We start from the raw sequence: 12945 nt of genomic DNA, 5'->3' as shown, positions 1-12945 counted from the left end.
CACCGGGGACGGTGTGGGAGAGTAGGTCACCGCCGGACAATCTTTCATGAAAGGGCTCTCACCGTTTGGTGGGGGCCCTTTCGTGCTTTCCAGGGGTCCTTCACGGGCTTTGCCAGAGGTGACCGTCAGGTTCGCTGTGGCTGCCCCATGATTTCGATCATGTTCAAGGTGTTCTGGTATTCCCTCCAGTTGACGATTTTCCCGTCCCGCACCCGGAGAACCCCGATGAAGGGGGAGGACGCCTGCCGCCCGGTGGCGAGGACCCTGCCGGCGAGCTCGTACTCGACGACGATGACCTCGGGGTCGGCGGTCTCGTGAACGACCACGTCGCGGACCTCGTCCAGGGCGAACCGGTCGGCGAAGGCGGCCTGTTCGGGGCCGGAGAAGAGCAGGAACGCCTCCTTCCCCTCGTGTCGCCTGGCCATGCCGGGGGGAGCGAAGGGGATTTCGACGACGGCGTTCTCGGCCAGTTCGTTCCCGAAGCCGCCGAGGTTCTCCAGCCAGTGTCGCCGCACGCGCTCGAAGATCTCGCGGGGACCGGGGGTGACGGTGGATTCGGTCATGGTGGATCCCTTCGTGTCGGCCGTTGGACGGCCACTAAGGTGAGTGGAAACTCATCTTTATAATCATGAGTGGCGACTCACTTTGTCAATGTCGTACTCACACGCGAAGAGGCCGCACTTCGTGGGTACGAGCAGCGCCGACAGGAGGTGAACGGCGAGACGGGTGGGCGGCGAAGGGCAAGGACAGGGAAGACTGGCTGGATGACCACCACGAATCCTTCGGCGGGCGAGACAGGCGAGTCCGGTGGCGCCAGGCCGTTGCGTGCGGACGCCCGGCGCAACCGCGAGCGCATCCTCGCCGCCGCCGAGGCCGTCTTCGCCGAGAAGGGCACCTCCGCGTCGACCGAGGAGGTCGCCGCCCGTGCGGGGGTGGCCATCGGCACGGTCTTCAAGCACTTCCCGACGAAGCAGGCCCTGCTGCAGGCCATCATGAAAGGCCTCCTGGGCAGGTTGGACGGGGAGATGGCCGTGCTCGCCGTCGATGACGCGCCTGGAGAGGCGCTGTTCACCTTCGTCACCCGCATGGTCGAGCAGGCGGCGCGGAAGAGGACGGTCGTCGGTCTCCTGGCCGAGACAGGTGTCGATCTCCAGGTCGCGAGTTCGGTGCGGATGTTGCGCGACGGGATCGAGACGCTTCTGGTCCGCTCCCAGGAGGCCGGTACGGTTCGTGACGACGTCCGTCTCGACGAGGTGATCGCCCTGCTGACCGGTATCTGTCAGGGCGCCCTCCACGCGGGCTGGGACGACGACCTGAGGCGTCGCACGCTGGCCATCGTGTTCGCCGGTCTCCGGACACCTGAGGCCCGCTGATGACCCGTCTCCCGGCCCATCGAGGGGAAACAATGGCATCACGGACGCGAGCTCACGGCATCTACGAGATCGAGGACGTCCTCGGCCGAGGCGAAAGAGAGCGAGCGGCCTCAGGCGCCGGAGGCGGCACGGAGCAGGGGCTCGATCCGGTAGGGGACCTGGATGGAGAGGGCGATCGTGGTGTCCGTCCGCTGGACCGCGGGCGAGGCCAGGATGCGGGCGATGATCTCCTGGAGGTCGGGGGTGCTGCGGGCGACCACCCGGCAGAGCAGGTCGGCCTGGCCGCTCGTGCCGTACACCTCCAGGATCTCGGGTAGTGAGTCCAGGGCCTGGACGGCCTCGTCCAGGCGCCCCTGGGCGATCTGCAGTGAGACGAACGCGAGGATCGGGTATCCGGCACCCTCGGGGGTGACGGTGGGTCCGAAGTCGGCGATGACACCGCGGGCGATCAGCTTCTCGACGCGGGCCTGCACGGTGCCCCGGGCCACGCCGAGCAGGCGGGCCAGCTCGGTCAGGCCGATGCGCGGGTTGGCGCGCATGGTGACCAGGAGGCGGCCGTCCAGCTCGTCGATCGACATCTCCTCGGGTCCTTGTCAGATTGGGCGATTCGACCAGCATAGACGAGGTATCACGGTACGTTTCTGTGCGGATCGCCCAGTACAACTGGCTGCTCTTGCCAACGTTTCCGGATATTGCTGTCATTTCATTTATGTTCGAGGAAGCGCAGTACTTCGCACCGGTGGCGACCCGTGACGACGGCTCGATCGAGGTCGAGCTCGGCACCGGTCATCCCGGTTTCGCCGACCCGGTCTACCGTGCGCGCCGCAACGCGATCGCCGCGCTCGCCATGGAGTACGTGCCGGGTACGCCCATCCCGACAGCCGAGTACACCGACCAGGAGCACGAGGTGTGGGCCCTGGTCAGCCGGGAGCTGGGCCTGAAACACCACAAGTACGCGACCGCCGAGTATTTGCGCGCGGCCGATCGGCTCGGGTTGCCCGCCGAGCGCATCCCGCAGCTCCAGGAGGTGAGCGAGCTGCTGGAACCGCTGACCGGGTTCCGCTACGTCCCGGCCGCCGGGCTGGTGCCGCTCAGGGATTTCTACGGTGTCCTGGCGGACGGGCTCTTCCACTCCACGCAGTACATCCGGCACCACTCCACGCCGCTGTACACGCCGGAGCCCGACGTGATCCACGAGGTGATCGGGCACGCCAACGCGCTGGCCTCCGACCGCTACTCGCGGCTCTACCGCCTGGCGGGAGCGGCGGCCCGGCGGGTCGAGGGCAAGGAGGCGCTGGAGTTCATCTCGAAGATCTTCTGGTTCACGATGGAGTTCGGCGTGATGACGGACCAGGGCGAGCTGCGGGCGTACGGCGCGGGCATCCTGTCCTCGTACGGGGAGATCGAGGAGTTCCGGGGAATGGACATCCGTCCGCTGGACATCGCCGCCATGGGCACTACGCACTACGACATCACGAAATATCAGGACGTACTCTTCCGGGCGGAGTCGCTGGAGCACCTGGAGGACGTCGTCGGGGACTTCTGGGCGACCTGCGATGACGAGGTCATCACCCGGCTAATCGCGGACGTTCGCTAAGAGCGGGCATCGGTCCGGCGGGATGTTCTATAGCGCACGTCCTGTTTCCGGCTAGATTTCGCTTGATCGTCTTATTGCTATGTGTAGTGGGATATATCCCGATCGTCATGTAATGGGGGAGACGGTTGGGGTGGAGGATGAGAGCAAGGAAACGGGTGGCCGCCGCTGCCGTCCTGCTGGTCACCGCGCAGGCCGCCGCCTGCAGCACGTGTCAGGGCCTGACACCGGTGAGCATGCCGTTGCCCTCCCCCGCGCGGCAGGCCGCCCCTGTCGCGCCGCCGGGCCCTTCTCCCGCCGTGCCGTTCCTGGACGCGGTCCCGGCGCCCGTCTTCCCCGGCGCCGGGGCACCTCACGACTCGGGAGGGGTACGCGCCGCCCGCTCGCCGAAGATCCTTCCCAAGGAGCTCGGCCGGAGCCTCGACGTGTTCCTCGCCGGGTACGGCGGCAGAACCGCCGCTTCGGTGAGCGACCTGGGCACCGGCCGGCGCTACCACTACCATCAGGCCCTGCAGCTGCCGTCGGCCAACACCTCCAAGGTGGGCATCCTGACAGCACTGTTGCTCGGGACGCGCTGGCATCGGCTCGGTGAGCGGGTCAGGTCCGACGCGAGAAACATGATCCGCTTCAGCGACAACGAGGCGGCCGACCGGCTGTACGAACGGATCGGGCTGGAGTCCGGCCTTGCCGGTGCGAACCGCAGGCTCGGTCTCAAACGCACCTACACCCCCCGCGGGGGGTGCGCGACCCAGTACTGCTGGGGCGTCGTGCAGACCACCGCGGAGGACCAGATCCGGCTGGTCAGGGCTCTGGCCACCGGTAAGAGTCCGCTGGCCCCCGCGGAACGCCGCAGGGCGCTCGGACTGATGAAGAGGGTGACACCCGAGCAGAAGTGGGGGATCAGCGCGGGGGCGTGCGAGGGCGACCAGGTGTCACTGAAGAACGGCTGGCTGCGGCACGCGGCGAACGGGCGCTGGGCGGTCGCGAGCGCCGGGCTGATCCGCGGGCACGGACACGACTACGCGGTGGCCGTACTCACCGATGACAGCCCGAGCATGGAGACGGGCATCGCGAGGGTCGAGGGCGTGGCCGAGCGCCTCATGGCCGCCTTCCGAGGCGGGCCCGGTTGCGAGGCGGCCGCGAACTGAGCCGGGCGCCTTCGCGGCCCGCGGGAGGCGGGCGTTACGCCGTTCTGTCGACCAGCCGGTATCCCACTCCTCGCACGGTCTGGATCAGCCGGTCGTCGGTGTCGCCCAGTCGGGCGCGGAGGCGCTTGACGTGCACCGCGATGGTGTTGGTCGAGGTCGTGTCGGTGGAGTGCCAGACGTGCCGCATGATCTGCTCCCGCGTCACCGTGCGGTGCGCGTTGCGCATCAGGTAGTGCAGCAACTCGAACTCGCGCAGCGGCAGGTGGACGATCCTGCCGTCGACCTTGACCTGGTAGGCGTTGACGTCAAGTTCCACCCTGCCGACCACGAGTGCCCTGCGGGTCCCCGACTCGCCGTTGAAGGCGGAATGGATCAGGGGAAGCAGTTCGGGCACCCGGTAGGGCCGGGCCACGCACGCGGTGGCTCCGGCCGCCAGCGCCTGGACGGCCTGCTGGGCGTGACCGTCGCCCACGCCCAGCAGGACGGGGATCGCCCGCGTCAGCCGTACCGCGCGGACGAACTCCACCGCCCCTATGACCGGCAGCGAGGCGCTGACGAGAACGACGTCGGGGCGCAGCGCTCCGGCCTGCAACAGGGCCTGGGCGCCGTCGGTGACGCCCATGACCTGCAGACCTTCGCGTTCCAGGGCCGTGGCCAGGTCGTGGACCATGGCCGCCTCCGGGTCGGCCACCAGCAGCATGGGCGCCGTCCGTGTGTCCCCGTCCACCTCTGGTGCCGTCTGCGGCTGGATCACCAGGATCCTCCAATGTGGGTTAGCCGAAGCGGCCGGTGATGTAATCCTCGGTCCGCTTGTCGCTGGGATTGGTGAAGATGCGGCTCGTCTCGTCGAACTCCACCAGACGGCCGTGCCGCACTCCGGCCTCGTCCACCTCGGCGGTGAAGAAGGCGGTGCGGTCCGAGACGCGGGCGGCCTGCTGCATGTTGTGGGTGACGATGACGATCGTGTAGTCGCGCGTCAGTTCCTGCATCAGGTCTTCGATCTTGGTGGTCGCGATCGGGTCCAGGGCCGAGCAGGGCTCGTCCATCAGGATGACGTCGGGCTTCACCGCGATCGCCCGCGCGATGCACAGGCGCTGCTGCTGTCCGCCGGACAGGGAGAGCGCGTTCTGCTTGATCTTGTCCTTGACCTCGTCCCAGAGCGCGGCCTTGGTGAGCGCCTCTTCGACGATCTCGTCCATGTTGCCCTTGGTGCCGTTGACCCGGGGACCGTAGGCGATGTTGTCGTAGATCGACTTGGGGAAGGGGTTCGGCTTCTGGAAGACCATGCCGATCCGGCGGCGGACCTCGATCGGGTCCACGTGGTCGCCGTACAGGTTCTCGTCGTGGTACCGGATCTCGCCGACCGCGCGGGCGCCGGGGATCAGGTCGTTCATCCGGTTGAAGCAGCGGAGCACGGTGCTCTTGCCGCAGCCGGAGGGGCCGATCATGGCCGTGATCTCGCGGTTGCCGATGGTCAGGTTGACCCCGCGCACCGCCTCGTAGTCGCCGTAGAAGACGCTGAGGTCGGAGACGGTGAAGACCGGGTCGAGGGCTTCGATGGTGCGGGGGACTTCGGGTCCGCGCACGTTCACGTTCGGCACGGAAATTCCAATCTCGGACATCTCTTACCTCACCAGCGCTTCTGATAGCGGTTACGGAGCCAGATGGCGACGGAGTTCATCAGGAGCAGGATCGCCAGCAGGATCACGATCGCCGCCGCGGCGAGAATGGCGAACTCCTCCTGGGGGCGGCTGATGAAGCTGTAGATCTGCAGCGGCAGGACGGTGAAGCTGCTCCAGACGCCCTCGGGGTTGAACCGGACGAGCGTCGCGGCACCGAGCATCAGGAACGGGGCGGCCTCGCCGATCGCGCGGGAGAGTGCCAGGATCGAGCCCGTCGCGATGCCGGGGATGGATGCCGGGAGCACCTGCCGATAGATGGTCTGCCACTGGGTCGCGCCCAGTGCGAGCGAGCCCTCGCGGATCGACGGCGGCACCGCGCGGATCGCCTCGCGGGCGGAGATGATCACGATGGGCAGTACGAGGAGCGAGATCGTGACCGCGCCGGTCATGACGGTGAAGCCGAACTGCATCCAGCGGGCGATGATGCCCAGTCCGAGGATGCCGTAGACGATCGAGGGAACGGCCGCCAGGTTGGAGATGTTCAGCTCGATCAGCTTGTTGTACCACTTGGTCCTGTCGGCGTACTCCTCGAGGTAGATCGCCGCGAGGATGCCGGTGGGCAGGGCCATGAGCGCGGTGAGCGCGATGATCCACAGGGTGCCGAAGATGCCCGACTGGACGCCGGACGTCTCCGGGCGGCGGATCGAGGGCTGGTTCTCCCACAGCATCGAGTTGAGCCGTGGCCAGCCCTCCTCGACGACGTAGACCAGCAGCATGACCAGGAACAGGAGGGCGATCGCGAGGCTGGCCAGCAGTGCGACGCGGAAGAGGTGTTCCTTGAGGGGGCGCCCCTTGCTCGCCAGCTGTACGGCCGAGCGGGGTGTGGAGAGGATGGCCATCAGTCGTAGACCTCGCGATACTTCTGGACCATGCGGGCGCTGAGGTAGTTCATCGCGAAGGTGATCACGAAGAGCAGGGAACCCACCGCGAAGATGGTCTTGTAGGCGATCGAGCCGACCGAGGCGTCACCGGAGCCGGCCTGGGCGATGAAGGCCGCCATCGTGGACATCTCATCGCCCGGGTAGAGCGTGAAGACGGATTTGAAACCACCGGCGATCGCGACGATCATCGTCTCGCCCGCGGCCCGGGAGATCGCCAGGATGACGGCGGCGACGATGCCGGAGAACGCGGCGGGGACGACGACGCGCACCGAGGTGAGCATCTTGGAGGCGCCGAGGGCGTAGGAGCCCTCGCGCAGGCCGTTCGGCACCGCGGCCATCGCGTCCTCCGACAGCGACGCGACGATCGGAATGATCATCACGCCGACGAGGAGGCCGGCGGCGAGCGCGTTCTTGCCGTCCAGCTCCAGGAAGGGGAAGAGGTCCCTCAGCAGCGGGGTGACGAAGGTGAGGGCGAAGAAGCCGAAGACCACCGTCGGGACGCCCGCGAGGACCTCGAGCACCGGCTTGAAGATCTTGCGGGTCCTGTGGGAGGCGTACTCCGACAGGTAGATCGCGGAGGCCAGGCCGAGCGGGACGGCGACCACGACGGCGATCAGGGTGATCTCCACGGTGGCGACGATGAGCGGCCACACACCGAACGCCGGCGGGTTGAACAGCGGCCCCCAGTCGGTGGAGCCGAAGAACTCCGCGAAGCTCACCGAGGCGAAGAACTCGACGGTCGGTTCGAGGAGCGCGATGACGATGCCGATCGTGGTCGCCACCGACACCATCGCCGCGGCCAGGAGGATGGCCTTGATGACGAACTCGCCGTAACGCGGGCGCGACCGCGCCAGGGACGCCGGGGTCCCTGGAACGGTCGTGCGGTGCTGAGCCGACATCAGCCGGCGCTCTTCAGCGTGGTGATGTCAGCCTTGAGCTTGGCCTCCTGCTCGGCGTTGAGCGGGATGAACTTCGCGTCCGTGGCGATCGCGTGGATGTTGGCCGCGTAGAAGTCGAGGAAGGCCGCGACCTCGGGCCGCTTCACCGCGGTGGCGGAGGGGTAGACGAACAGCGGGCGGGAGAGCGGGGTGTACTTACCACCCTGGGCCGACTCGACGCTCGGGGCCACGCAGCCCTCGCCGGAGTCGACCTCCAGGGCCTTCAGCTTGTCCATGTTCTCCTCGAAGTAGGTGAAGCCGAAGTAGCCCAGCCCACCCTTGGCGCCCGCGACACCGGTGACGATGTCGTTGTCGTTCTCGCTCGGGCTGTAGTCCTTGCGGCTCGCGCCCTCTTCACCGTTGATCTCGTCGGTGAAGTAGTCGAAGGTGCCGGAGTCGGTGCCGGGGCCGTAGAGCTTGAGCGGCTCGGCCGGGAACTTGGCGTCGACGTCCTTCCAGGTCTTGACCTTGCCCTCGGCGGCCGGCTCCCACATCTTCTTGAGCTGGTCGGTGGTGAGGCAGGTGGCCCAGTCGTTGTCCTTGGAAACCACGACGGTCAGCGCGTCGACGGCCACCGTGAGCTCGGTGAAGGTGATGCCCTTCGCCTCGCAGGCAGCCTTCTCCTCGTCCTTGATCGCGCGGGAGGCGTTGGAGATGTCCGTCTCGCCGGCGCAGAACTTCTCGAAGCCGCCACCGGTGCCCGAGGTGCCGACCGGCACCTTCACCTGCGGCTGCTCCTCGCCGAAGAGCTCGGAGGCCGCCTGGGTGAGGGGGGCCACGGTGCTGGAGCCATCGATCTTGACCTCGCCGCTCAGGGCCGCACCGGCGCCGGGCTCGGCCGAGGAGGCGCTGCTGGCGGCGGTGGTGCTGCCGTCACTGTTGGGCTTGGCGTCGCCACCACACGCGGCCGCGAGCGATACGACGAGCGCGGCCGTCGCCACCGCGCTGAGGCGGCGCTGTCCACTGGTCACGGTATGTTCCTTCTCCGTAGTGAGATCCGTTCTCGATGACTTCGATAAAAGTGGGGCAAAGTGAACGGAGATGAAACGAGCCATGACCGGGGCCGGAAGAGGTAGGCCCACGGATGTGAATACCGATGCGTCGACGGGAGTTCGATCTCGGTTTCCGCTCCGGTAGGCCCGGTGGGCGGGGCGTCGGGGACTCCCAGGTCCGGGCGTGACCCGGCGAGGAGGCCATGCCGCGGGAACGTTCCCGGCTCGGGCCGCGATCTCCCGGACTTGCCGATCTGTTCATCTTCCCGACATCCGGCGGAAGGTAACGCGGCCGGATCCGTGGCGCGGCGCTTGACCGGAACCGCGGGTGGGCGCCCCCGGCCGGGCAGGTGGCGGCCCTGCGAGCGGGCGGGTGCCCCCGCGCCCTTCGCCGGAGGGCGGCCGGTGGGAAGGGGGAGGAACCGCTAGGCGGGCAGGGTGAGCGGCCCGCCGCCGAGGCGCTTGAGGACCTCGCCGTGCAGGGAGCCGTTGCTGCACAGCAGGCTGCCACCGTCGACGTCGGGAACGCCGGACAGATCGGTCCAGATGCCGCCTGCCTCCTCGACGATCACGGTCAGCGCCGCGATGTCCCAGCGGGAGAGCTCCGGCTCCGCCGACACGTCGACCGCGCCCTCGGCGACCAGCATGTGCGACCAGAAGTCGCCGTAGGCGCGGCTACGCCAGACGGAGCGGTTCAGGTCGAGGAACGCGTCGAGCTTCCCGGCCTCCTCCCAGCCGCCGAGGCTGGAGTAGGAGAACGAGGCGTCCTCCAGCTGGGCGACGGAGGAGACCTGGCACTTGGAAGCCTTGGTGAGGCTCTTGCCGGTCCAGGCGCCGCTGTCGCGGGCCGCCCACCAGCGGCGGCCGAGCGCGGGGGCGGAGACGAGGCCCACGACGACGCGGCCCTGGTCCATCAGGGCGATGAGCGTGGCCCAGACGGGCACTCCGCGCACGTAGTTCTTGGTGCCGTCGATCGGGTCGATGATCCAGGAGCGCTCTCCGTGGCCGCTCGCGCCGAACTCCTCGCCGATGACGGCGTCACGGGGCCGGGCACGGCCGAGGGCGGCGCGGATCGCCTCCTCCGCCGCCTTGTCGGCGTCGCTCACCGGTGTGAGGTCGGGTTTGGTCTCCACGCGCAGATCCATGGACTTGAAGCGGCGCATGGTCAGATCGTCGGCCGCGTCGGCCATGACGTGCGCGAGGCGAAGATCGTCGTTGTAACCCGTCACGGGCGTCAACGCTATCGTGTCGGCGGCCGAATGGCGGAGATCGGGGAGCAAGCGGAACAATCGTGTCGCGTCCCACCAGGCCGGGATACCGCGTGAAACATCCGTTGGCATCGGTGTTACTCGCGAGTAGCATTCCGGTATGACCTTTGACGTGGGTGACTTCATGCTGCAGAGCGTCCCGTTCGCCAGGACGCTGGGCATCTCGTTCGACAAGGTGGAACCGGGCTTCGCCGTCGCCCGCATGGCGGACCGGGCGGAGCTGCACAACCACGTGGGAGGCCCGCACGCCGGAGCCCTGTTCAGCGTCGCGGAGACGGCCTCCGGCGCCGCGATGCTCTCCACCTTCGGCGACCAGTTGTCACGGGCCACCCCGCTGGCCAAGAGCGCGGCGATCCGCTACCTCAAGCTCGCGAAGGGCGAGGTCGTCGCGGAGGCCCGCCTGCGGGCGTCCCGCGAGGAGGTCGTGGCCACACTGGACGCGGGGGAACGCCCCGAGTTCGACGTCGCCGTCGAGATCAGGACCGCCGACGGCACCCTCGTGTCCGAGATGACCGTCGCCTGGGCCTTCCGGCTGAACCGCTGACGCGTTGACGTCGCGGCGCACGCTCGTCGCCGGGCCGCCTCGCCCCCCGAGGCGGTCACCGGCGCGTCCTCAGGACTGGTCGTCGTCGGAGGCGCCCTCGCGGCTGGCGAGCAGGCGGCGCAGGGAGGCGAGCCGGACCGGATCGGCGTGCCCGGCCGCCACCCAGGCGTCCAGGGCGCACTCGTCGGAGAGGTGGTTGCACCCCTTCGGGCACTGGACGGTGCCCTCGACCAGGTCGGGGAAGCCCGCCAGGACCGTCTCCACCGAGACGTGGGCGAGCCCGAAGCTGCGTACCCCGGGGGTGTCGATGATCCAGCCGCCCTCCGGCAGCTCCAGGGCGACGGCCGAGGTGGAGGTGTGACGGCCCCGGCCGGTCACCGCGTTCACGTGTGAGACGGCCCGGTTGGCGTCCGGGACCAGGGCGTTGACCAGCGTCGACTTGCCCACCCCCGAATGGCCGACGAGCACGCTGATCCGGCCCTTCAGGCGCTCTCGCACCTCTTCCAGGCCGCCGCCCTTCTGGACCACCACGTACGGGACCCCAAGAGGGTCGTACAGCGAGACGAGCTCGTCGGGTGTGGCGAGGTCGGACTTGGTGAGGCAGAGCAGCGGATCGATGTCGGCGTCGAAGGCCGCGACCAGCATCCGGTCGATCATGCGGGGCCTGGGCGGCGGATCGGCCAGGGCAGTCACGATGACGAGCTGGTCGGCGTTGGCGACCACCGGGCGCTCGATGCCGTCGGTGTCGTCGGTGTCGTCCGCCGAACGGCGCAGCATGGAGACGCGGGGCTCCACCCGCACGACGCGGGCGAGCGTGTCGGCCATGCCGGAGACGTCGCCCACCAGGGCCACCCGGTCGCCGACCACGATGCCCTTGCGGCCGAGCTCGCGCGCCTTCATCGCGACCACGACCCTGCCGCTCATCGCGGCACCCTCCGCCTGGTCCTTCTTGCGGCGGCGGCCCTTCTCGCCCGCCGACTCGACCAGGCACGTGTAGCGCCCACGGTCGACGGCGACCACGAACGCCGCGACCGCGTCCTCGTGGGCAGGACGGATCCGGGTCCGGGGCCGGGATCCCTTTCCCGGCCTGACCCTGACGTCGTCCTCGTCGTACTCGCGCTTTCTCAGTTTCTCCGCCTTCTCCGGCCCGGCGCGTCCCCGAGGAGGGCCGCGGGACCTACCGGCCGCTCACCCCTCACCGCGCGCCGCGCAGCATGTCCGCCCACATGGTGGCGAACTCGGGGAGGGTTTTACCCGTGGTGGCGATGTCCTCCACCTCGACGCCCGGCACGGCCAGCCCGATCACCGCTCCGGCGGTCGCCATCCGGTGGTCGGCGTAGGAGTGGAACACCCCGCCGGTGAGCGGGCGGGGCCTGATCTCCAGGCCGTCCTCGGTCTCGTTCGCGTCGCCGCCGAGGCCGTTGATCTCGGTGACGAGGGCGGCGAGCCGGTCGGTCTCGTGCCCGCGGATGTGGGCGACGCCGCCGATCCTGCTGGGCGAGCTCGCCAGGGCGGCGAGCGCGGCGATCGTCGGGGTGAGTTCGGACACGTCGCGCAGGTCGGCCTCGATGCCGACGATCCGCCCGGTGCCGGTGACCGAGAGCCCTTCGGGCGTGTGCTCCACCGAGGCGCCCATGTCCGCCAGGAGCGTACGGAGCTGGTCGCCCGGCTGGGTCGTCCGCGCGGGCCAGCCGGGAATGGTGACCGTGCCACCGGTCACCATGGCGGCGCACAGGAAGGGCGCCGCGTTGGACAGGTCGGGCTCCACGGTGAAGTCCCGCGCCCCGATGGGGCCGGACTCGACCCGCCAGACGTCGGGCTCGGAGTCGTCCACCACGACGCCGAACTCCCTGAGCATCTGGACGGTCATCCGGATGTGCGGCTGCGAGGGGATCGGCGGGCCCTCGTGGCGCACCGTCACCCCCTTCTCGAAGCGCGCCCCCGCGAGCAGCAGGCCGGAGAGGAACTGCGACGAGCCCGAGGCGTCGAGCCTCACCTCGCCGCCGGCCAACGGTCCTCGCACCGTGAAGGGCAGCGCGTCGCCCGTCACCTCGGCACCGAGGGCACGCAGCGCGCGCAGGATCGGGCCCATCGGACGCTTGCGGGCGTGCGGGTCGCCGTCGAAGAAGACCTCGCCATCGGCGAGCGCCGCCATCGGCGGCACGAAGCGCATGACCGTGCCGGCCAGCCCCACGTCGATACGGGCACCGCCGGTGACGGGGCCGGGCGTGATCGCCCAGTCGACGCTGGAGGCGCTCTCGTTGGAGGGGACCATCGTCGCGCCCAGCGTCCGCAGCGCGTTCGCCATCAGGTCGGCGTCGCGGCTGCGCAGCGCCAGGCGTACCGTTCCCGGTCCGTCGGCCAGCGCGGCGAGCAGGAGCGCACGGTTGGTCACGGACTTCGAGCCGGGCAGGGGGACGGTCGCGCGGACGGGTTCGGTCGCGGTCGGCGCGGGCCACAGCGGAGCGGACATGGGCAAAAGCCTACCGGTGCCCGCCTCGCGCCGCCCGTGCGTGCCGCGGGGA

Annotated in this window: 14 protein-coding genes; 4 read left to right on the top strand and 10 right to left on the bottom strand. The window is 69.1% G+C overall.

Going from position 1 to position 12945, the window contains the following annotated elements; all coding sequences use genetic code 11:
• Nucleotides 1-125 precede the first annotated feature (125 nt).
• A complete protein-coding gene (locus tag ACFY3V_RS39280; protein ID WP_389780407.1) occupies nt 126-563 on the bottom strand; it encodes a nuclear transport factor 2 family protein in 438 nt (145 codons plus the stop codon).
• Nucleotides 564-764: 201 nt separating this feature from the next.
• Between ACFY3V_RS39280 and ACFY3V_RS39275 the strand changes: the two genes are divergently transcribed.
• The gene (locus tag ACFY3V_RS39275; RefSeq protein ID WP_362907122.1) at nt 765-1373 is read left to right on the top strand and encodes a TetR/AcrR family transcriptional regulator; all 609 of its coding nucleotides are present in this window, start codon (nt 765-767) and stop codon (nt 1371-1373) included.
• A 110-nt stretch (nt 1374-1483) separates the two neighbouring features.
• On the opposite strand, the gene ACFY3V_RS39270 is transcribed toward ACFY3V_RS39275, so the two are convergent.
• The gene (locus ACFY3V_RS39270; protein WP_350949798.1) at nt 1484-1951 is read right to left on the bottom strand and encodes an Lrp/AsnC family transcriptional regulator; all 468 of its coding nucleotides are present in this window, start codon (nt 1949-1951) and stop codon (nt 1484-1486) included.
• 131 nt (nt 1952-2082) lie between these two features.
• On the opposite strand from ACFY3V_RS39270, the gene ACFY3V_RS39265 reads away from it, so the two are divergent.
• Nucleotides 2083-2970, top strand: a complete 888-nt coding sequence (locus tag ACFY3V_RS39265; RefSeq protein WP_362907124.1) for a phenylalanine 4-monooxygenase — start codon at nt 2083-2085, stop codon at nt 2968-2970.
• Between the two features lie 137 nt (nt 2971-3107).
• Complete coding sequence (locus ACFY3V_RS39260) at nt 3108-4115, top strand: serine hydrolase (protein ID WP_389780404.1); 1008 nt, start codon at nt 3108-3110, stop codon at nt 4113-4115.
• 34 nt (nt 4116-4149) lie between these two features.
• On the opposite strand, the gene ACFY3V_RS39255 is transcribed toward ACFY3V_RS39260, so the two are convergent.
• From ACFY3V_RS39255 to hisN, 6 genes are all read right to left on the bottom strand, one after another.
• Nucleotides 4150-4869: a response regulator transcription factor gene (locus tag ACFY3V_RS39255; protein WP_350949795.1), complete on the bottom strand. Its 720-nt coding sequence runs from the start codon at nt 4867-4869 to the stop codon at nt 4150-4152.
• A gap of 19 nt (nt 4870-4888) precedes the next feature.
• Complete coding sequence (gene pstB, locus ACFY3V_RS39250) at nt 4889-5707, bottom strand: phosphate ABC transporter ATP-binding protein PstB (protein WP_389780401.1); 819 nt, start codon at nt 5705-5707, stop codon at nt 4889-4891.
• A gap of 38 nt (nt 5708-5745) precedes the next feature.
• Nucleotides 5746-6636, bottom strand: a complete 891-nt coding sequence (gene pstA / locus ACFY3V_RS39245) for a phosphate ABC transporter permease PstA (protein WP_389780399.1) — start codon at nt 6634-6636, stop codon at nt 5746-5748.
• A complete protein-coding gene (pstC, locus tag ACFY3V_RS39240) occupies nt 6636-7577 on the bottom strand; it encodes a phosphate ABC transporter permease subunit PstC (RefSeq protein WP_362907129.1) in 942 nt (313 codons plus the stop codon). The genes pstA and pstC overlap by 1 nt, the downstream gene beginning before the upstream one ends.
• The gene (locus ACFY3V_RS39235) at nt 7577-8587 is read right to left on the bottom strand and encodes a PstS family phosphate ABC transporter substrate-binding protein (RefSeq protein WP_362907131.1); all 1011 of its coding nucleotides are present in this window, start codon (nt 8585-8587) and stop codon (nt 7577-7579) included. Before ACFY3V_RS39235 ends, pstC begins: the two co-directional genes overlap by 1 nt.
• A 446-nt stretch (nt 8588-9033) precedes the next feature.
• Complete coding sequence (gene hisN / locus ACFY3V_RS39230) at nt 9034-9837, bottom strand: histidinol-phosphatase (protein ID WP_350949791.1); 804 nt, start codon at nt 9835-9837, stop codon at nt 9034-9036.
• 139 nt (nt 9838-9976) lie between these two features.
• Here hisN and ACFY3V_RS39225 point away from each other — a divergent pair, with 139 nt between their 5' ends.
• Entirely contained in the window at nt 9977-10420 is a 444-nt protein-coding gene (locus tag ACFY3V_RS39225; RefSeq protein WP_362907133.1) for a DUF4442 domain-containing protein, read from the top strand.
• Between the two features lie 69 nt (nt 10421-10489).
• On the opposite strand, the gene rsgA is transcribed toward ACFY3V_RS39225, so the two are convergent.
• Together rsgA and aroA are read right to left on the bottom strand one after the other, a co-directional pair.
• Nucleotides 10490-11548, bottom strand: a complete 1059-nt coding sequence (rsgA, locus tag ACFY3V_RS39220) for a ribosome small subunit-dependent GTPase A (RefSeq protein ID WP_350949802.1) — start codon at nt 11546-11548, stop codon at nt 10490-10492.
• A 67-nt stretch (nt 11549-11615) separates the two neighbouring features.
• Nucleotides 11616-12893, bottom strand: coding sequence for a 3-phosphoshikimate 1-carboxyvinyltransferase (gene aroA, locus ACFY3V_RS39215; RefSeq protein WP_362907135.1), 1278 nt, complete (start codon nt 12891-12893; stop codon nt 11616-11618).
• Nucleotides 12894-12945: the final 52 nt, after the last annotated feature.

Source organism: Streptosporangium sp. NPDC000095 (genome assembly GCF_042899335.1).
Lineage (GTDB): Bacteria > Actinomycetota > Actinomycetes > Streptosporangiales > Streptosporangiaceae > Streptosporangium.
Note: the sequence above shows the minus strand (reverse complement) of the source record. Positions and strands in the feature narration are given on the sequence as shown.